Below are 19,919 nucleotides of genomic sequence, written 5' to 3' on the forward strand. Positions count from 1 at the left end.
GGTGTTCGGGCTGATACGGGGGTGGCAGCGGCGTCACTGGCGGGAGCGGAGCAAGGCCGAGCGGGTCGAGCTGCAGACCCTGGCGACCTGGTACGTCACGACCTGGGTCTTCGCCCTGTCCTGGCTGGCACTGCCGCTGGTGGGCGGGCTCGAGCGGCGGCCCGCGCCGACGGCCGTCGCGGGACTGCTCCTCCTGGTGAGCGCCCTGCAGTGCGTGGAGGCCAACCGGCTCACCCGGCCCGTGCTCGACCACTACCTGGGCCGCGCCGAACTCCCGGCCCGCGCCCTGCGCCCCGCCGCCGTCCTGCTGAGCCTCGCACTCGCCCTGACCTTGGCCCTTGCCGCGTTGGGCGGAGCCGACGCGGTGACGATCAGGCTGGTCATCGGTGCCGCGCTGATGCCCTTCGGGCTGCTGTACGGGCTGGTCGTGTCCATGCGGGTGTTCCTGCGCCGGTCCGCCGTGCTCGCCGTGGTGCTCATGGCCGCCTTCGCCTGGGCCTATCCGGATCCCGCCGGGATCGTCACGATCGGCGTACTGACCGGTTTCGGGGTGGCCGTCTCCCTGCTCGCCAGCCGCTGCGGCGCCTGGACCCTGTCCGTGCTGTGGGAGGCGGAGCGGGCCCGGGAGGTCGAGGCCCGCCTCGCCGTCGCCGAGGAACGGCTCCGGTTCGGGCGGGATCTGCACGACGTGATGGGACGGAATCTCGCCGTGATCGCCCTGAAGAGCGAGCTGGCCGTGCAGCTGGCGCGGCGCGGGCGGGCCGAGGCGGTGGAGCAGATGATCGAGGTGCAGCGGATCGCACAGGAGTCGCAGCGGGAGGTGCGGGATGTCGTACGGGGGTATCGGGGGGCCGACCTCGGGGTCGAACTCGCGGGCGCGCAGGGCGTGTTGACCGCGGCCGGGATCCGCTGCGAGGTGAGCGGGGAGGCCGGTGGACTGAAGGCCGGGGTCCAGTCGGTGCTCGGGTGGGTGGTGCGGGAGGCGACCACCAACGTGCTGCGCCACGGGGACGCGGCGCGCTGTGACATAGCGCTGAAGGCCGACGAGGGCTGTGTGGTGCTGACCGTGGAGAACGACGGGGCCTCGGAGCCGGCCGGTGGCGGCGGGTCCGGACTGGCAGGGCTGCGGGAGCGGCTGTCGGCGGTGGGCGGGACGCTCCAGGCGGGCCTGGTCGGGGCGGATGTGTTCAGGGTGACGGCCGAGGTGCCGCTGAGTGTGGAAGGGGTCGTGGCATGACCGCCGTCGTACGGCTGCTGCTCGCCGACGACGAGCATCTGATCCGGGGGGCGCTCGCCGCGCTGCTCGCCCTGGAGGACGACCTCGTGGTGGTGGCCGAGGCCGCGTCCGGTCCCGAGGCGCTGGCGATGGCGCGGGCGCACGAGCCCGACGTGGCCGTGCTCGATCTCCAGATGCCGGGCACCGACGGTGTGAAGGTCGCCACATCCCTGCGCTCGGAACTGCCCGGCTGCCAGGTGCTGATCGTCACCAGCCACGGACGGCCCGGGCATCTGAAGCGGGCGCTCGCGGCGGGTGTGCGGGGCTTCGTTCCGAAGACGGTCAGTGCGCAGCGGCTCGCGGAGATCATCCGGACCGTGCACGCCGGGAACCGTTACGTCGACCCCGAGTTGGCCGCCGATGCGATCGCCTCCGGGGACTCGCCGCTGACCGCGCGGGAGGCCGAGGTGCTGGAACTCGCCGCCGACGGGGCGCCCGTCGCGGAGATCGCCGAGCGGGCCGCGCTGTCCCAGGGAACCGTTCGGAACTACCTGTCGTCGGCCGTCTCCAAGCTCGGAGCGGAGAACCGTCATACGGCGGTGCGGCTCGCGCGGGAGCGGGGTTGGGTATAGTTGGCTCCGCGCCACGGCGCACTGCGGACGTAGCTCAGTTGGTAGAGCGCAACCTTGCCAAGGTTGAGGTCGCGAGTTCGAGCCTCGTCGTCCGCTCCAGATCAAGGCCCCGGTCATCGACCGGGGCCTTTGTCGTACGCCCTGTCCGGCCCCCGGTTCCGCGCCGGGGGCCATCTCGTACGGTCAGCTCCAGCTCGTGCCCGTCAGGCGCTCGTACGCCTCGATGTACTTCGCCCGGGTGGCGTCCACGACCTGCTGCGGCAGCGGCGGCGGGGGCTGCTCGCTCCTGCGGTCCCAGCCGGACTCCGGCGAGGTCAGCCAGTCGCGCACGAACTGCTTGTCGTACGACGGCTGGGCGCGGCCCGGCTGCCACTGGTCGGCCGGCCAGAAGCGGGAGGAGTCCGGGGTGAGGATCTCGTCCGCCAGGACCAGCGTCTCGCCGTCGAAGCCGAACTCGAACTTGGTGTCCGCGAGGATGATGCCGCGGTCCCGGGCGATGTCCCGGCCCCGGCCGTAGACGGCGAGGGTGGCCTGGCGCAGTCGGGCGGCGGTGTCCGCGCCGACCTGGCGGGCGACCTCCTCGTAGGAGACGTTCTCGTCGTGCTCGCCGACCTCGGCCTTGGTGGCCGGGGTGAAGATCGGCGCGGGGAGCTCGCTGCCGTCGACCAGGCCCTCGGGGAGGGCGAGACCGCAGACCGTGCGGGACTCGTTGTACTCGAGCAGGCCCGAGCCGGTGAGGTAGCCGCGGGCGACGGCCTCCACCGGGACCATCTGCAGCGACGTGCAGACGAGCGTGCGGCCGGCCCAGTCGGCGGGGGCGCCGGCGGGCAGGTCGGTGCCGATCACGTGGTTGGGGATCAGATCGGCGATCTGGTCGAACCACCACAGGGACAGCTGGGTGAGGACGCGGCCCTTGTCGGGGATCTCGGTCGGCAGCACCCAGTCGAAGGCGGAGATGCGGTCGCTGGCGACCATCACGAGGTCGCCGGCCTCGTTCTGGTACAGCTCGCGCACCTTGCCGGTGTGGAGATGAACCAGGCCCGGAACCTGGATCGGCTCGGGCTTTTCTACGAATCCGGACACGGTTCCTCCCCGTGGTTCTGTCCAATGGGGTCGATTCTCCCGTATGCCGGGGGTCGCCTTTGGAGTGGGGTGGGCTCGAAAGGGGCGGTGACGTGGGCTTACGTGAGTTCAGTCACGTTTACAGATGCGGTCCAGGAGGTTGGCCGTGGCGCGCTGGACGCGTGTGTCGACGTGGCCCGGACGGTCCAGGGCCGGTGACCAGGCGAAGGTCCCGGACGCGAAGACGAGGGCGCCGGAGGGGGCTCGGTAGAGGGAGGTCTCCTGGTGGCGGAGGGCGCCCTCGGAGTCGGTGTAGGGGGAGTGGGCGAGCAGGATCCGCTCCTCGTGCTCGGGCAGCGGGGTGCGCGGGAAGTAGCGGTCCGCCTCGCCCGCGACCAGGCCTTCGATCTCCTCGCCCTCGTGGGCGCCGGTCGCCTCCCACAGCCAGTGGTCGGCGTTGCGGACGATCAGGGGGTGGGGCTCGGGGACCCGGCCCGCGTACTGGATGCCGACCAGTTGCTGCTCGGGGCGGTCGATCTCGCGCCACAGGACGGGTCGGCCGGGGCCTTTGCGCTTGCGGCAGGTCAGCAGGCGGTCGGGGACGCCGGACGGGGACGGCCCCAACTCCACCTGCCAGTACATGGTGTTGGCGGAGAGGAAGACCAGGGACGTGCCGTGCTCGCGGGCGAGTTCGACGGTGCGGCGCATGCCGGCCGACCAGTACTCGTCGTGGCCCGGGAAGACCAGGCCGCGGTAGCGGGTGGGGTCCACGTGCCCTGCGTGCAGGTCGCGGGCGTCGGCGTAGGCGAGGTCGTAGCCGTAGCGCTCGGCCCAGCGGATGAAGTCGTAGGCGTGGCCGACGTGCAGGGGGAGGCCCGCTCCGGCGTACGGGCGGTCGAAGGAGACCGTGGTCGCCGCGTCGGACTCGCCCAGTAGCCGGCCCTGTTCGTCCCAGGCGTGGTAGAGGCTCGCGCCCGTGCGGCCGTCCTCCGGGTAGAGGTTGTACGCCTGCCAGGTGACGTCCGGCAGCAGCAGGAGCAGGTCCGCGGGGTGCTTGTCGCGGACCGTGAAGGGGATGTGGGAGCGGTAGCCGTCGACGGTGGTGAGTACGGCGACATAGGCGCCGATGCTCCAGTAGCTCGGGATCTGCAGACGCCAGGAGAGCCACCAGTGGTGGCAGGAGACCGTGCGGTCCGCGGCCAGCGGCGGGGGCTGGACGATGCCGGAGAGGCGGGGGCTCGTGGTGATCTTGGCGGCGCCGTCACCGCCGTAGTGGCCGATGCGGTAGATGTCGACGCTGAACTCCTGGGGCGGGTCGACCGTGATGTGGAAGTCGACGGCCTCGCCCGGGGCGACCGCTCCGGTGGAGATGAAGCCCTTGATCTGGCGGTGGACGTCGTCCGCGGAGCGGGGGCCGCCGGCGGCTCGCGGGGCCGGGACGCGGGGGGCGCCCGGGGAGTCGCCCGACGACGACTGCTGGGGGGCGTCCACATACCAGGGGACCACCTGGCCCGTGTCGTCGAAGTAGGTCTCGCTGCCGCGGAGCCAGGGCAGCGGGCCCTGGCCGAAGGGATCGGTCACGGCATGCGCCAGCGCCCCGGATTCCCAGCGGCGGATCTGCTCCTGCCCCATGGTCGCTCCCCTCCCTCGATCCCCCGCGGTCGCGTGGTGTGCCTGTCGCATGGTCTGGCGTGCCTGGCTTGTGGCCCTGGCGTGCCTGGCTTGTGCCACAAGCCCTTGCCATGTGCTCGATCGGTCCCAGCACATCACATTGCGCACCCATGTGGTCACTATTCGTTGCGAATTGGCCGAAAGTGGAATGCGAGGTTCCGGAACGTTGACCGTTACACAAGCCGGACGGGCTTCTCGGCGCGTATGCCGGATTCGAGAAGCCAGGCCCGCAAGGGGGCCGGGTCGCCGTCCTCGACGAGGCTGAGGACGCGGGGGGTCAGATCCGTGGCCCGTTCGCCCTTGATGAGGAGGGACGGGCCGTCGAGCCAGTCGAGGCCGGGGGTGGCGCCCGCGGTGTCCATGGCGGCGCAGCAGACCATCGCGGTGACGTGGTCCGCGAGCAACTCGCGTGCCGTCCTCGGTGGTTGGAGCGGGAAGAGCGGGAGCGTGGCTTCGTCCCAGAAGGCGGCGTCGGGGACGGTTCGCTCCGCGGGGGTGGCGGCCGTGGCTTCCTCGCGGGCCAGTTCGGCCGTGAGGCCGGCGGCGAGGCTGGCCGTGCGTTCGTTTTCCGGCTCGAGTTCTTCGGCCTCGGCTTCGCCTTCGGCCTGGGTGTTCCCACCCGCACCACCTGTGCTGCTTTCGTCGTCGGGTGCGGGTGGCCCCTGTGGGTGGTTCTCGCCGTTGGCGACTGCCGGGTCTTTCCGGGGGAGATGTGGGCTCGACAAGTGGTCGAGGATTCTGGAGAGGGTGGGGCCGTCGGCAGGCGGGGCACCGGGGTCGGGGGTGTGGCTGACGCCCAGGGTGTCGAGGACCCGGTGGAGGCGGGCCGCGTCGGTGCGCCATTTGCGGTCCACGACCTCCTCCGGGTACTCGTCCCAGTCGACCGGCGCCCAGTCCGGGCCGGACTCGGCGGGGCCGCCGTGGAAGAGGCGGGCGGCGAGGAGTGAGGCCGCCCCGTCCACCGCGCCCGGCTCTTCCAGCAGGTCGCAGGCGGGTCGCTCACCGAGACGGGAGGCGAAGCCCTCGGCCAGACGGTCGCGACGCGAGAGTTCCGTGAGGGCCGCCACCACTCCCGCGTCCAGTCGGGACGGCCAGCGGCCCATCCGCCAGGCGGGCAGCGCGACCCGGGTCAGCAGGCGGTCCCAGCCCGCGTAGGCCAGGCCCACCTGTTCCTGGGCCACGATCCTGAGGCCGTAGTCCACAGCCTGTGCACGCTCGGAGGCCGCTGCCGCCACGCCTCGCTCCATCTGCGCCGCATGCTCCCGGCAGCTGCGCAGCAGCAGGCGGGCCACCCAGCCGATGCTCGCGCACACCCCGCGGGTCAGCGGGCAGCGGCCGGGCGTGGAGCCGACGGCCACCGCCGCGTCCAGGCCCCGTACGAAGCGGCGGGCCGCTGCTATGTCCGGGTGGGCGGAGGGCCCCGTACCGGCGACGACCGGAGCGAGGACCGCGCGCAGTTCGCCCACGCGCATCCACCACAGGAAGGGGGAGCCGATGACCAGGACCGGTGCGGCGGCCGTGCGCCGGTGGGCGCCCCGCATGCCCGCTATCTCGTCCCGGTCCGCCGCGGGGGGCGGGCCGTGCGCCGGGTGGGTGCGGTCCTCCAGCCAGCTGTCGCAGTCCGGGGTGAGCGCTATCGCCGAGGGTGCGGGGACATCCAGCCGGTCGGCGAGGTCGCGCACCATCCGGTACAGGTCCGGGGCGGACTCCTCGGCGATCGGAACCGTCGGGCTGACGGCCGGGCGGGCGCGGGCGACGACCAGGGCGATGGCGCCCGCGGCGAGCAGGACGAGGACGGCGAGGGGGGTCACGACCCAGCGGGCGGCATGCCAGAAGGGGCCCACCAGGTGGTCCGTGGAACCGCCGGCCAGCAGGATCACGGCGACCGCCGCGGGCAGCACCGCCACGGCCAGCGCCCTGCTGCGGATGCGCAGCACGGCGAGGGCCCTCGCGCGCGCTGCCTGCGCGCCCGCTTCCACACCCATACCGGTACCGGTCACGGCCGGTCCTCACCCCCTCCCCAGCTGTCCTGGCTGCGCGGCTGTCCTGGCGTTGCTCACTCCCCCACTGTGGCACCCGCCACTGACATCGCAATGCCGGTGGGCCAAGTGCCGGACCGCTTGCGCCGCACCCTAGTTGGGGCCCCGGTCCACGTCAGCCGGATGGGGTCTCGGTCACTCGATGGAATGGCTTTGGGGAGAGGTGGATGACGGAAAGCGAGGATCAGGCCTCTGGTCCCGCACCCGATCCGGAGCCGCGCCGCGTACGCGTCGGGCCCCGAATCCTTAGACGGATTCGGGGCCCGATGGGTTGGTCCGCGGGTGTGGACTCCGCGGTGGATCAGGCGTTCTGCGCCGCCTTCGCCGCGATGTCCGTGCGGTGCTGGGAGCCGTCGAGGTGGATGCGGGAGACGGCCCGGTACGCGCGGTCGCGGGCCTCGGTGAGGTCCTTGCCGGTCGCCGTGACGGACAGGACGCGGCCGCCGGCACTGACGGTCGCGTCGCCGTCCTGCTTGGTGCCCGCATGCAGGACGTACGCGTGCGGGGCGTCCTGGGCGGCCACCTCGTCGAGGCCGGTGATCGGGTCGCCGGTGCGGGGGGTGCCGGGGTAGTTGTGCGAGGCGACGACCACGGTGACGGCGGCGTCCTCGCTCCAGCGCAGCGGCGGCAGGTCCTGGAGGGTGCCGTTCGCGGCGGCGAGCAGGACGCCGGCCAGCGGGGTCTTCAGACGGGCCAGCACCACCTGGGTCTCGGGGTCGCCGAAGCGGGCGTTGAACTCGATGACCCGGACGCCCCGCGAGGTGATCGCGAGACCGGCGTAGAGGAGACCGGAGAAGGGGATGCCGCGGCGGCGCATCTCGTCGACGGTCGGCTGCAGGACGGTCTGCAGGACCTCCTCGACCAGCTTCGGGTCGGCCCACGGCAGCGGCGAGTACGCGCCCATGCCGCCGGTGTTCGGGCCCTCGTCGCCGTCGAGCGCGCGCTTGAAGTCCTGGGCGGGCTGCAGCGGGACGACCGTCTCGCCGTCGGTGATGGCGAAGAGGGAGACCTCGGGGCCGTCCAGGAACTCCTCGATGACCACACGCTCGCAGGAGTTGGCGTGGGCCCTCGCCGCCTCGATGTCGCCGGTGACGACGACGCCCTTGCCGGCGGCGAGGCCGTCGTCCTTGACGACGTACGGCGCACCGAAGGCGTCGAGTGCCTCGTCGACCTCCTGCGGGGTCGTACAGACGTACGAGCGTGCGGTGGGCACGCCTGCTCCCGCCATGACGTCCTTCGCGAAGGCCTTGGAGCCCTCGAGCTGCGCCGCCTCCCGGGAGGGGCCGAAGACCGGGATGCCCGCCTCGCGCACGGCGTCGGCGACCCCGGCGACGAGGGGTGCCTCCGGGCCCACGACCACGAGGTCGGCGCCGAGTTCGGTGGCCAGCGCGGCGACGGCCTTGCCGTCCAGGGCGTCGACCTGGTGCAGCTCGGCGACCTCGGCGATGCCGGCGTTGCCGGGGGCGCAGTGCAGCGCGGTGACGTCGGGGTCGAGGGACAGGGAGCGGCACAGGGCGTGTTCGCGGGCGCCGGTACCGATGACGAGGACCTTCACGGGGGTCAGCCTAACGGGGGTTTTGTGCGGGGTGCTGAGCGGGAGGGGGACGGCGAGCTGTACGTTCCTCCAAGCCGCGCCGGGTGGTGGGGGTGCCGGAGCTGGGGGCTGCTGCCCCCAGACCCCCGCTTTTCGGCCTGACCGCCCTCGTCCTCACACGCCGGACGGGCTGAAGTGCCGTGACCGGCGGCCAGAACCGCGCGCCCGGAAGAACGGGCCGTACCGGAAGGACTCCCGACCGGACGAACCGGCTTAGTGGAAGAACTCCCGCCCGGAAGAACAGGCCGCCCCGGAAGGGCTCCCGACCGGACGAACCGGCTTCCTGGAGGAACCCCCACCCGGAAGAAACAAGCCGCGCCCGGAAGAACAGGCCGTCCCGGAAGGACTCCCGCCCGGAGGAACACGCCCTCCCGGAAGGACTGCCGCCCGGACGAACCGGCTTCCTGGAACGACTGCCGCCCGGACGAACACGCCCTCCCGGAAGAACGGGCCATCCCGGAAGGACTCCCGCCCGGACGAACCGGCTTCCTGGAGGAACCCCCACCCGGAAGAAACAAGCCGCGCCCGGAAGAACAGGCCGTCCCGGAAGGACTCCCGCCCGGAGGAACACGCCCTCCCGGAAGGACTGCCGCCCGGACGAACCGGCTTCCTGGAGGAACCCCCACCCGGAAGAAACAAGCCGCGCCCGGAGGAACAGGCCGTGCCGGAAGAACGGGCCCTCCCGGAAGAACTCCGCCCGAAAGAGCAGGCTGCGCCCGGAAGAACGGCTTACTCGTTCGTGAACTCCTCCACGACCGTGGCCCCCAGCTCGCGCACGATCAGTTCGTGGCCGGAGAGGGCCGATTCGTTGAGGTCGGGGTCGTCGTCCTCGGGGATGTCGTCCTCGGGGGAGACCGGGGGCGGGGGTTCCGGGGCCCGGGGCTGGGGGGCGGGTGCGGGGGTCGTCTGGGCCGCCGGCGACGGTGATGCGGGGGCGGGGGAAGCGGGGGGCGGCGGGGTCGCCGGGCTCTGTGGGGGCGCGCCGGTGCCGGTGCCGCCGTAGCCGCCTCCGCCGTAGGAACCGTTGGAAGGCGCGGGCGGCGGGGCCGAGCCGCCGGACGGGTCGACGATCGCCTCGATCTTCCACTGCACGTTGAACTGCTCGGACAGCGCCTGGCGCAGTACGTCCTCGCTGCCGCTGCTCGCGAAGTTGTCGCGGGCGCCCGCGTTGACGAAGCCGAGCTGGAGGGTCGTGCCGTCGAAGCCGGCCACCTGGGCGTTCTGGCTGAGCAGGATCCAGGTGAAGCGTCGGCGGTTCTTGACGGCCTCCAGGATGTTCGGCCAGAGCATGCGGGGGTCGGGGCCGCCGCTCGGGGGCGCGTAGGAGGAGGCGGGGGCGGGTGCCGCCGTCTGTGGGGCGGGCGTGGGCGGGGGTGCGGAAGCGGCCGGCGCGCTGGGGGTGGCCGGGGGCCGGCCGGCGCCCGCCGGGGTTGCCGTGGGCCAGCCGCCGGGGCGTCGGCCGCCGCCCGCCGGGGCCGCGGTGGGCCAGGCTCCGGGGGCGGAGGCGGGGGTCGGGGCCGGGGTGGGGGCAGGGGGCGGCGGTGAGGCTGCCGGGGCGGCAGGTTCTGCGGCGGTGGGCGGGGGTGCGGGGGCTGCGGGTGCCGCCGGGCCGACCGGCGCGGCTGTGCCCGCACCGGCGGCCGGCATGCCTGTCGTTGGCGCTCCCGAGTTCCGTACCGCGGCGCGAGCCGCAGCGGGGCCGCCGCCCGGCGGAACCGGGCCGCCGGCCGGACCGCCGACGGCCCCGGGCACCGGTCCCCCGTGTGCTTCGGGTCCCGGCGCGTACCCCATGGCCGGTGCACCGCCGCCCGCGGAGAAGTTCACGCCCCGCTCGATCCGGTCGAGGCGGGCCATCACCGAACGCTCGTCCCCGTACGCGGCCGGCAGCAGCACGCGCGCGCAGATCAGCTCGAGCTGGAGGCGGGGCGAGTTGGCGCCGCGCATCTCGGTCAGGCCCTCGTTGACCAGGTCGGCGGCGCGGCTGAGCTCGGCGGCGCCGAAGGTGCCCGCCTGGGCCTGCATGCGCTCGACGACATCGGCCGGGGCGTCGATGAGCCCCTTCTCCGCGGCGTCCGGCACGGCGGCGAGGATCACCAGGTCGCGCAGGCGCTCCAGCAGGTCGGCAACGAAGCGGCGCGGGTCGTTGCCGCCCTCGATGATGCGGTCGACGACCTCGAAGGCGGCGGCCCCGTCACCGGTCGCGAAGGCCTCGACGACGGAGTCGAGGAGCGAGCCTTCGGTGTAGCCGAGCAGCGAGGTGGCCATGGCATACGTCACACCGTCCGCCCCGGCGCCCGCGAGCAGCTGGTCCATGACGGACATGGAGTCACGCACGGAGCCCTGACCGGCCCGGACGACCAGGGGCAGCACGCCGTCCTCGACCGGGATGTTCTCCTTGCCGCACACCTCGCCGAGGTACTCGCGCAGCGTCCCCGGCGGCACGAGACGGAACGGGTAGTGGTGCGTCCGCGAGCGGATCGTCCCGATGACCTTCTCGGGCTCGGTGGTGGCGAAGATGAACTTGAGGTGCTCCGGGGGCTCCTCGACGACCTTCAGCAGCGCGTTGAAACCAGCCGACGTGACCATGTGGGCCTCGTCGATGATGTAGATCTTGTACCGGCTGGCGGCGGGCCCGAAGAAGGCCTTCTCACGTAGTTCACGCGCGTCGTCCACACCGCCGTGCGAAGCGGCGTCGATCTCGATGACGTCGATGGAGCCCGGCCCGTTGCGCGCCAGGTCGCGACAGGACTGGCACTCCCCGCAGGGCGTGGGCGTGGGTCCCTGTTCGCAGTTCAGGCAGCGGGCCAGGATGCGTGCGCTCGTCGTCTTGCCACAGCCGCGCGGCCCGCTGAACAGGTACGCGTGATTGACCCGGTTGTTGCGCAGCGCCTGCTGCAGCGGGTCGGTTACATGCTCCTGCCCGATGACCTCGGCGAACGACTCCGGGCGATAGCGGCGGTACAGCGCGAGAGACGACACGCATACGAGGTTATAGGCGCCCACTGACAACGCGGGCCGCCCGGATGCCGAGACGGGCGCCGAACGAAACACAACCGTCTTTTGACCGCCGTTTCACAGAAACCGAACACCTCTCATGATTATGTTGAATGCTCAAGTACAACAGAAAACGCACAGTGCCCCTGCCACCCCTCCCCCCACACCCCCCACACCTCGCAAGGACACTCATGCCCCTCTACTTCATTCGCCATGGCGAGTCCCAGGCGAACGAGCAGAACCGGTTCGCCGGACGGCTGGACGCCCCGCTCACCGCGTTAGGCCTCCGCCAGGCCGAACAGGCGGCCGACCGGGTCGCCGCCCTCGCGGCCGGCGGCTTACACATCGACGAAGTGCACACATCCACCCTCCGCCGCGCCCAGGAGACCGCCCGGACGATCACCGACCGGCTGCCCGAGCCCCCTGACCGGGTCACGGTCGACGAGGCCCTCATAGAGCGCGACTTCGGTGTCTACAGCGGCCGCAACAAGAGCCTGGTGAAGAAGACCATCGGCTTCGCCGGCTACACCGAGGCGTTCCACTCCCCGACCGGACGGCCACCCGCTGGCGAGGGATGGAGCGAGATGTACGCGCGCGTGGCCGCGTACTACGACGAGGTGCTCCTGCCCGCCTCCCGCGCGGGCCGTACCGTCCTGGTCGTCGCCCACAAGTACATCGTGGAGATGTTCGCGCTGATCGTCGCGGGCGCCCGCCCCGAGTCCTACCGCGACTTCAAGATCCCCAACGCCCGCCCGCTCGCCGAGGAGGACCTGCGCCGCGCGGTCGCGGCTCCGGCGGCGGCCGGCCTGCTGAACGACCTCGGCGAGATCGTCGAGATCCGCCTCCCGCTGCTGGTCGCCGCGGCGGCCCTGGCGGGAACGGTCGCCCAGCTCGCCCTGGGTGTACAGGTGCCCGCCTGGGTGTTCACGGTGACGCTGACGGCGCTGCTCTCGGTCGGTTCCTTCTTCGCCATGCTGCGCGTCAACCCACGCACCCTCCGCCGCCCGCTCGCAAGCCTCCAAGCGGCCTGGCCCCTGCTCCTGCCCCGCCTGGCCCTGGGCCTGGTCCTGCTCTGGGCGGGCCACTCCCTGCCCCTGCAACTCGCCGGACTCTTCCTCCTGCTCCCCCCGGCCCTGGTCGTACCCACTCTCTCCCTGCTCTGGGGAGGCGACTACTTCTTCGCCGTACGCCACACGGTGGCCGCCTCTCTGGCCCTCCCGGTGCTGCTGCTGGCGGGGCTGGCGCTCCCGGCCGTGCTGCCGGGGGACGTGGCGCAGGCCCATACGCTCACCACTCTCGAACCGGCGCTGCTCACCTATGCGGCCATACTGCTCGCCGCCCTCGTCCTGCCCGGCGCGTGCGCCCAGGCGCTGCGCCGGCGCGACCCGATCCGCGCGGGCGCCCTGAGCACCAACTGGAACTGGCTGGGCGGCCTCGCCCTGATCCCCCTGGCGGGCCTGGCCACGTTCGCGCTGACTCCGCCGACGGGCCTCACGCCAGCGCTCGTCACCCGCCTGCTGCTGACGACCGCCGTCACCGCCGCGGCCCTGACGGCCCTCCGGATGCTCACGGCGCTCTTCCTCCGGCTGCGCCCGCACGGCCCCGGCCTCGGCCGCGACATGTTCATCACGCAGAACACGCCCAACGTCTTCCTGTGGCTCGCCATGACCGCGGTCCTCGCCCCCACGACCGGCCGCCATCCCTCGGTCATCGGCCTGGGCGTCGCGCTCGTCTTCTTCCTCGCGGTCTACGTCGACGAGCGGACCTTCCTCCGCGCCCACCGCCGCGATCTGTCCCCCGGGAACGGCAAGACCCCCCACGCACCCGCCAGAGCCGACCTACCCTTGCTGCCTTCCGGCCCTGGGGGAGTTCAGTCAGATAGCGCCGCGTGAGGGGCTGAGCCCCACCTTACCCGATCGCCGGACGCCCGAACGAGTTCGCTAGCACCCTCCGACGTCATGTAATGTTTCCGGCGGAGGATTCGCCTAGAGGCCTAGGGCGCACGCTTGGAAAGCGTGTTGGGGGCAACCCCTCACGAGTTCGAATCTCGTATCCTCCGCCAGTGCCTCACCGGGCACGATGTCGAAGGGCCCCACCGTTCGCGGTGGGGCCCTTCGACGTTGTCCGTCTCAGTTTCCGTCTCAGTTGGTCTTCGGCGGCTCCCAGAGGGCATCGCCGACTTGCTGGGCGACTTTCCGCAGCAGCGTTCCAGTGACGTGCATGTAGCGGGCGCGCATCCGGGCCGCTCCCCCAGGCTCCCAACCCGTGATCGCGTCGACCACGACGTCCGGGACACCGAGGATGAGGAGGACGGTCGCGGCGGTGTGGCGAGCGTCATGGAGACGGCCGTCTCGTACGCCCGCGTTTTTGAGGAGCCGCTTCCAGATGTGGAAGTCGGTGTTCGGGCTGAGGGGCCCACCGGTTGGGGAGGCGAAGACATATCCCTTGTCCTCCCAGTCGGCACCGGCGCGATCCGCTCCTTCTCCTGCACCTCCTGGTGATGGCGGAGAAGCTTGATCAGCGGGTCGGGCAGGCCGATCGTGCGACGCCCGGCGCGGGACTTGTGCTCGCGGCGGGTCTGCTGCTTCCGAGGGCAGTAGCCGGCCTTCCGGCCGCACGGATCGTCTCGCCGCCACAGGGCGCCCGCGTGGGCCGATCACGCTCTGGTCTGGCCGGACGGCGCGGGGAAGCTGCGCATGGCTGGACCGCTGCGGCAGGCATGGGACGCGCCTTTGAGACTGGATGCTCCGCTGGAGCAACTGCTCGCCGGCGCCACCTCCGACGAGCTGCGCGGCATGCTGGCGGCACTGGGCATCAAGCCGCCGGGCACCAAGGCGCTGCGACCGGATCAAGGCGGCGAACGAATACATCGCCGCCTCGGGAAGCCGGCCCGTGCGCACCCTCAGCCGCCTCATGCTCGACCCGCCGTATCTCGAAGCCTGGTGCCACCTGCGGAACGCCGAGCGCGTTTTCACTCTCTCCCGCATCCACAGCGTCACGAGCGTCACACCCATGCGAGGGTAGATACTATCGACAGAGATAGTATCTCCATCGATACTGTCTCCAGTGGGAGGGTGAAGATGCGTCGCTTCATCGGGAGGGACCCTGAGCTGCGCATGCTCGGCAACGCTTTGGAGACGGTTCAGGAAGCCGTCGGCTCGGCGAAGCCGGGGCAGTGCGTCCTCATGCGGGGAAGACGGCGGGTAGGCAAGTCCAGCCTCGTCGAGGAGTTCCTCCGACGGACCGAGACGCCTTACCTCTTTTTCACTGCGGCGGGCGGCACGGCAGAGGACGAGTTGTCGGAGCTGCTCGACACCGTTGCCAGGTCAACTCTGCCGGAGCGGAGACTGTTCGCGGAGGAGACCCCCGATCAGTGGAACGCCGCATTCAGGCTCCTTGCGGAGATCCTGCCCGACGACACCCCCAGCGTCGTCGTCATCGACGAGGTTCCGTATCTCATGGACTGCATCGACGCCTTTGAGGGCATGCTTCAGCGGGCATGGGACCGGCTGCTCAGCCGCAAGCCCGTGCTCCTCCTCCTGGTCGGATCCGATCTGTCGATGATGGAGGCACTGAACAGCTACGACCGCCCCTTCCACCAGCGGGGCCGGGAAATGATCGTGGGACCGCTGAATCCTGCTGACATCGGCGAGATGCTCGGCCTGTCACCGGCCGCCACGTTCGACGCCGCTCTGATCACGGGGGGTCTCCCCCTGATCTGCGCCGAGTGGCGGGCCGGAGCGGATGTCTGGGAGTTTCTCCGCGACTCGCTGGACAACCCGATCTCGGCGCTGCTGGTCTCAGCCGAGCGCTCTCTGGCCGCGGAGTTCCCACCGCAGGCGATGAGCAGGGAGGTTCTGCGGGCCATCGGATCCGGGGAGCGAACCTTCACCAACATCGCGCGCGCGGCCGGCGGCATCGCCCACACCACTCTCACCCGAGCCACCGACGTCCTGACCGAGAAGCGGGTCGTGGCCGCCGAACTGCCACTCTCGCTGCGGCCGTCGAAGGAACGCCGTTACCGCGTGGCCGACCCCTACCTGCGGTTCTGGCTCGCGTTTCTGGATCCGCACATGGCAGAGATCGAGCGGATGCGGGGAGATCTCACACTGAGCCGGATCAAGGAGCGGTGGACGAGCTGGCGCGGCCGCGCGATCGAGCCCCTGGTCCGGGAATCCCTAGCCCGCCTCCTGCCGGACGGGCTCCTGCCCGCGGCCCCGGCGATCGGCGGGTACTGGACCCGCAGCAACGACGTCGAGATCGACTTGGTGGGCGCCGACCGACAGCCGGTGGCCAAGCAGTTGCTCTTTCTGGGCTCGGTCAAGTGGCTGGAGAACTCCCCGTTCGACAGCCACGACCTTGCCGCGCTGCAGAAGCACCGGGCAGCAGTCACCGACGAGCCGGTACCGCTCGTGGCGGTCTCCCGCAGCGGGGTCGGTTGTTCCGGCCTTCAGGCGGCCTACGGCCCCGAGGAACTGCTCACCGCTTGGCGCAGGGTGTGAGCAGGAACTGATCTCTGGTTGAGTTCTGGTTGGTTGCGGTTGCCGTCCCGTGTGCCGGCCGAGGTTGTGGCGCCAGTCCTGGCCGCACGGCAAGTCCTAGGACCCCACGTTCTGCAGGCGAAGGCGCTCGCCAGGGGGTGCCCTGGACACGAGGGGGCACCCCTCTGGCATTCGCCGCACCCCGCGGGGCGCAGCATCGCGGTCGTTCTCCTCAGGCCTGCGGCTCCCGTGTGGAGGTGCAGGCCTGGAGGTTGGTGTTCCGGACCGTCAGTACAGCGCCTTGTAGACGCCCCAGCCGCTGCCGATCTTCACGCGTGCGCCGAAGCCGCCCTTGCCGTTGCCCGCCCAGCGGTACAGGTTGCCCGCGGTGTCGCGGGTGAGGAGGTCGTTGCGTCCGTCCTGAGTCAGGTCGCCGACGCCGACCAGGGCGTTGTAGGCGTTGAAGCCCGAGGCGATCTTCACACGCCCCCCGAAGCCGCCCTTACCGTTGCCGTACCAGCGATAGAGGTTCCCGGCCCTGTCACGGCCGAGAAGGTCTCCGGTTCCGTCGCCATTGAGGTCGCCCGCGCCCACCAGCGCCGTGTAACCGGACAGCCCGGTGGCGATGCGCACCCGGGCCTTGAACGTGCCCTTGCCGGTGCCGGCGTAGAACCACAGGGCTCCGGACCGGTCACGGGCCAGCAGGTCGGACCGGCCGTCACGGTTGAGGTCCCCGGACGACGTCAGCACGTTGTACGTGTTCCAACCGTTGCCGATGACAGTGGACTTGTTGGTTCCCCGGGCGAAGTACACCTGCCCGAAGCCCCAGTACGCACGCAGTTCCCCGGCGGAGTTGCGGACCAGCATGTCCGCGAACCCGTCGCCGTTGAGGTCGCCGACCGGCACCAGAGTGGAGGAGGTCGGCCAGTCCGCGGTGTAGCTGCGGTTGTAGAAGTACCCCTTGGGGTGCCCCTCCCATGTGTCGGTCCGACCGTCCTTCCGGACCGACACCATGTCCGGAAACCCGTCGCAGTCGTAGACATGGGTCGGCAGGGCGCCGCACATCACGTCCAGGCCGCCGCTTCCCACCCGCACCGGCGTGGTTCCACCGTTGAACCTCGCGGTCAGCTGCCAGGTGTAGAGACCGCTCGGGGCGGGAGCACCGTTCGGCTCCCGGCCGTTCCACGAGGCCGAGATGCCGTCGAGACCGCGTTCGGCCCCACCGCGCACCACAGCCACCCGGCGCCCGGTCGTCTTCTGGGCGATGTCCAGTTCCCAGGAGTCCACGGGGCGGCTCAGTAGCAACGAGGCCGTCCAGGTGGAGTAGATGGACGAAGTGGTCCTCGGCGCGACGCTCCCGTTGGTGTACGCCTCCCCTATCACCGGAGCGGAGTCCGGTACCCCGTCCGCGCTCACATGCACGCGGCGATCGGCGTCCACGTACGCGATGTGGCCGCCGTACTTGTCCACGGTCCACGTGATCCTGCGGTCGTCCGCGAGCGTTCCGGCCGGGAGGGCGGCTATGGAGCGCTCCGCGAGCGGGCTGCCGGTGTGGAAGTCCGTCAGCTTGAGCTCGCCCGCGTCCCGGTCGTGCCGGACCACGTAGCCGTCACCGAGCATGGCGGGGCCCGACGGCACGGCGAAGCCGCGGTTGTTCGTCAGGTCGTACACACCGGCCTGCTTGTCGGCACCGCAGGACCAGTAGAGCCAACGCGCTGTCGCCTGCAGTTCGGTGGGCACGCAGGCGGCACCGGTCCGCACGGTACGGACAGGTTTGCCGGGAGTGGCCGCGCCCTCGGTCAGCCGCTCCGCGGTCAGCGTGCCCGGGCTGCTGGAGGTCGCGCTCCACAGGGTGGAGTACCAGAGCGCCGCGGCCTGCACCGGGCGGCTGCGTACGACCTTTTCGTGGCCCGGGTCGATCAGATACTGGGTTCTCGGAGACCCGCCGTCCACCACCACGTACGAGGAGGACGCATCCCTTACCTCGCCGCCGCTGCCGGGCAACGGGATCTGCATGTGCGACGTGTAGGCGTCCACGCGGGTCTCCAGGTAGGTCCGCCCTGCTGTCTCGGACAGGAAGGACAGTCCGTACCAGTTGCCCTCGACGGTCCGCACGCAGTCCTCACCCGTCGCACAGCGCACGGCGGAAGAGGGCATGCCCGCGGGCAGGGGCTTGGCCGCTCCCGCGACGGGGACCGGCCCGGTACCGACGTCCTGCTGGTAGAGGGAGAGCTTGCCGTCCATGCTGTCCACCCGGTTGAGGGTGCCCCGGTACAGATTCAGCCCCAGGACCTTGGCGATCACCGGGGGCAGCGGTTGGACCACCTCGTGCGCCGGCGGCCCTTCGGAGCCGGCGGCGAAGCGGTGCACCGCCCAGTCGCCGGTGCCGGAGCCGCCGACGAGCAGGGCGCTCCCGTCCGCCGTCTGCGGTGGGTAGTCCGACACGAGCGCGATGTGGTCGAGTGCGGTGCTCGGCTCCCCGCCGTCGAGCGGCCGGGACGTCAGCCGCCGGCCGAGCGTGGTGCCCGAGGTGGTGTCAGGGCCCGAGGTCAGGAGGGTGCCGCCGAGGAGGGCCACGGGGGCCGCGTCGGCGGGCAGCGGGAACTCCTGCGTCCCGGAGGACACATCACCGCGGGGCAGCCAGCGCAGTCCGGTGAAGCCGTGTCCCCACCAGGCGATGCGGTCGGCGCTCAGCAGGATGCGCAGGCCCTGGCCGCTCATCGCCTCCGGGAGAGGGGTGATCACGGCGGTCCCGGGGTCCAGCAGGCCGTAGCGGTACGCGCCGTCCTGCCGGAACGAGATCACCGCACCGCGGTCGTCCGAGGCGCCCTCCTGCAGGGAGAGGCTGCTCAGCTGAGCCCCGGCGGGCAGGCCGGTGATGTGCAGCGGTTGCGCGGGATCGGTGCCGGTGTCGAGGAGCACACCGGCGGAGCTGGTGGTGCTGGTCGCGGACTCCAGCGCCAGCACCTTGCCCGCGACGGTCCCCCGGAACGTGTAGCCGGCCGGGAGCTGCGCCTCCCGGCGCTCACCGGTGTGCGGATCGAGCAGGGTGTACCAGGTGGTGCCCCGGGCCGGGCTCGGTGAGACGGCGAGCAGGTCTCCGCCGGACCCGACGGGGCGTACGAGCGCGTTCGCCGGCAGGGTCTGCAGGCCGGGCACCTGCGTCGAGGTGCCGCTCGCGAAGTCGGTCCAGGTGTAGCCGTCACGGCCCTCCTGCTGGTGCAGGAAACCGGTGCTGCCCGCCGCCAGCGGGGTGTCCACGCGGGGAGTGGCCCGATCGGCGGGCGGGATCACGACCTCCTGGGACGAGTCCGCCGCGGTCGCCGCCTGAGCGGCCCACGCGGGCGGCGCGGCCACGGCGAGCGGAATGGCCGTTCCCGCGACCGCCAGAATCGTGGCGGCCGCACCGACCCCGAGGCCCGCGCCACCTCTGCGGCGACGGCCTCTGTGCAGTGGTTCAGTCGACGTCCGGGTCAATGCCCCCACGCCTCCCCCTCATTGATGTGATGAGCTGCCGCCGCGCGGCGCCCCCGCCCTGGCCGGACGCGCTGCCGCGTCCCCCTGGTGGCCGCGGTGGATCTTGCCGGACACTTGTTCGGTAGACGTTAGCCGATCAACGAAGTCCCCATACGCCCTGTCGGGTCACGATCAGACAACCCGACGACACCCCGGCGGGGCGGTGGACGACTGTTGGCGTTCAATGCTGTAGCCCGTTCGAGCTGGGGCACGAACCTTCTTCGCCGTGGGCCGGTTGCACTGGCGTGCCGTTTTTCAGCGCGGCTGGGGTGGATGGCCTTCCGTCGCCCGCCTCCTGCGGGACGGGCTCCTGCCCGCACCCCCGGCGATCGGGGGGGTACTGGACCCGCAGCAAGGGCGTCGAAGTCGACTTGGTGGGCGCCGACCGACAGCCGGTGAAGCACCGGGCAGCGATCACCGACGAGCCGGTACCGCTCGTGGCCGTCTCCCGTAGCGGCGTCTGTTTGTTCCGGCCTCCCTGAACCCCTGGTTCCCAGGAGGGGCGGAAAAATCTGTGGCTCTTCGCGGCAACCTTTGCGGCCTCCGTGGCCACTCAGTGTCGTCCGGCCAAGTGGTCCGGTCAGATGCCACGGTTGAAAGAGAGCACAGGCGTGTCCCTTGAAAGACAGCGCAGACATGTCCCCAGTCCACCCTCGTCATCGGTCGCGTCCGGTACCGACGGCGGCGCCCGCGGTGGTCGCCCGAAGCATCGTG

Annotated in this window: 9 protein-coding genes, 2 tRNA genes, 1 other RNA gene and 3 pseudogenes; 7 read left to right on the forward strand and 8 right to left on the reverse strand. The window is 71.5% G+C overall.

Going from position 1 to position 19,919, the window contains the following annotated elements:
* Position 1 precedes the first annotated feature (1 nt).
* The 3 genes from ACIBW9_RS12540 (at position 2) to ACIBW9_RS12550 (ending at position 1,947) form a co-directional block, all read left to right on the forward strand.
* Complete coding sequence (locus tag ACIBW9_RS12540) at positions 2–1,237, forward strand: sensor histidine kinase (RefSeq protein ID WP_398954102.1); 1,236 nt, start codon at positions 2–4, stop codon at positions 1,235–1,237.
* A complete protein-coding gene (locus ACIBW9_RS12545; protein ID WP_398954104.1) occupies positions 1,234–1,848 on the forward strand; it encodes a response regulator in 615 nt (204 codons plus the stop codon). Before ACIBW9_RS12540 ends, ACIBW9_RS12545 begins: the two co-directional genes overlap by 4 nt.
* A 23-nt stretch (positions 1,849–1,871) precedes the next feature.
* Positions 1,872–1,947 (forward strand) — tRNA-Gly (locus ACIBW9_RS12550).
* 84 nt (positions 1,948–2,031) lie between these two features.
* On the opposite strand, the gene ACIBW9_RS12555 is transcribed toward ACIBW9_RS12550, so the two are convergent.
* From ACIBW9_RS12555 to ACIBW9_RS12575, 5 genes are all read right to left on the reverse strand, one after another.
* Positions 2,032–2,931: a phosphoribosylaminoimidazolesuccinocarboxamide synthase gene (locus tag ACIBW9_RS12555; RefSeq protein ID WP_398954106.1), complete on the reverse strand. Its 900-nt coding sequence runs from the start codon at positions 2,929–2,931 to the stop codon at positions 2,032–2,034.
* A gap of 108 nt (positions 2,932–3,039) precedes the next feature.
* Entirely contained in the window at positions 3,040–4,542 is a 1,503-nt protein-coding gene (locus ACIBW9_RS12560) for a N,N-dimethylformamidase beta subunit family domain-containing protein (RefSeq protein WP_398954108.1), read from the reverse strand.
* A 212-nt stretch (positions 4,543–4,754) separates the two neighbouring features.
* Positions 4,755–6,566: a hypothetical protein gene (locus ACIBW9_RS12565; protein WP_398955198.1), complete on the reverse strand. Its 1,812-nt coding sequence runs from the start codon at positions 6,564–6,566 to the stop codon at positions 4,755–4,757.
* A gap of 355 nt (positions 6,567–6,921) precedes the next feature.
* The gene (gene purD, locus ACIBW9_RS12570; protein WP_398954110.1) at positions 6,922–8,175 is read right to left on the reverse strand and encodes a phosphoribosylamine--glycine ligase; all 1,254 of its coding nucleotides are present in this window, start codon (positions 8,173–8,175) and stop codon (positions 6,922–6,924) included.
* A gap of 768 nt (positions 8,176–8,943) precedes the next feature.
* Entirely contained in the window at positions 8,944–11,193 is a 2,250-nt protein-coding gene (locus ACIBW9_RS12575; protein ID WP_398954112.1) for a DNA polymerase III subunit gamma and tau, read from the reverse strand.
* Positions 11,194–11,399: 206 nt separating this feature from the next.
* Between ACIBW9_RS12575 and ACIBW9_RS12580 the strand changes: the two are divergent.
* A pseudogene (locus ACIBW9_RS12580) lies at positions 11,400–11,897 on the forward strand (histidine phosphatase family protein); the annotation flags it as partial.
* 1,118 nt (positions 11,898–13,015) lie between these two features.
* Here ACIBW9_RS12580 and ffs read toward each other — a convergent pair.
* An RNA gene (gene ffs, locus ACIBW9_RS12585) (signal recognition particle sRNA small type) lies at positions 13,016–13,106 on the reverse strand.
* Between the two features lie 76 nt (positions 13,107–13,182).
* Here ffs and ACIBW9_RS12590 point away from each other — a divergent pair.
* Positions 13,183–13,270: transfer RNA gene (locus ACIBW9_RS12590), tRNA-Ser, on the forward strand.
* A 79-nt stretch (positions 13,271–13,349) separates the two neighbouring features.
* On the opposite strand, the pseudogene ACIBW9_RS12595 reads toward ACIBW9_RS12590, so the two are convergent.
* Positions 13,350–13,828 (reverse strand): annotated as a pseudogene (locus ACIBW9_RS12595) (tyrosine-type recombinase/integrase); the annotation flags it as partial.
* Positions 13,829–14,288: 460 nt separating this feature from the next.
* On the opposite strand from ACIBW9_RS12595, the gene ACIBW9_RS12600 reads away from it, so the two are divergent.
* A complete protein-coding gene (locus ACIBW9_RS12600) occupies positions 14,289–15,710 on the forward strand; it encodes an ATP-binding protein (RefSeq protein ID WP_398955200.1) in 1,422 nt (473 codons plus the stop codon).
* A gap of 267 nt (positions 15,711–15,977) precedes the next feature.
* On the opposite strand, the gene ACIBW9_RS12605 is transcribed toward ACIBW9_RS12600, so the two are convergent.
* Complete coding sequence (locus ACIBW9_RS12605) at positions 15,978–19,175, reverse strand: FG-GAP repeat domain-containing protein (RefSeq protein ID WP_398954115.1); 3,198 nt, start codon at positions 19,173–19,175, stop codon at positions 15,978–15,980.
* A 310-nt stretch (positions 19,176–19,485) separates the two neighbouring features.
* Here ACIBW9_RS12605 and ACIBW9_RS12610 point away from each other — a divergent pair.
* Positions 19,486–19,687 (forward strand): annotated as a pseudogene (locus ACIBW9_RS12610) (ATP-binding protein); the annotation flags it as partial.
* Positions 19,688–19,919: the final 232 nt, after the last annotated feature.

Origin of the sequence: Streptomyces sp. NPDC049541, from assembly GCF_044465725.1 — a bacterium.
GTDB lineage: Bacteria > Actinomycetota > Actinomycetes > Streptomycetales > Streptomycetaceae > Streptomyces.

Excerpts from the sequence above, each read along its gene's own strand:
- ACIBW9_RS12545 (WP_398954104.1), top strand. The coding sequence starts at position 1,234 with ATGACCGCCGTCGTACGGCTGCTGCTCGCCGACGACGAGCATCTGATC.
- ACIBW9_RS12600 (WP_398955200.1), top strand. The coding sequence starts at position 14,289 with ATGCGTCGCTTCATCGGGAGGGACCCTGAGCTGCGCATGCTCGGCAAC.
- ACIBW9_RS12560 (WP_398954108.1), bottom strand. The coding sequence starts at position 4,542 with ATGGGGCAGGAGCAGATCCGCCGCTGGGAATCCGGGGCGCTGGCGCAT.
- ACIBW9_RS12565 (WP_398955198.1), bottom strand. The coding sequence starts at position 6,566 with ATGGGTGTGGAAGCGGGCGCGCAGGCAGCGCGCGCGAGGGCCCTCGCC.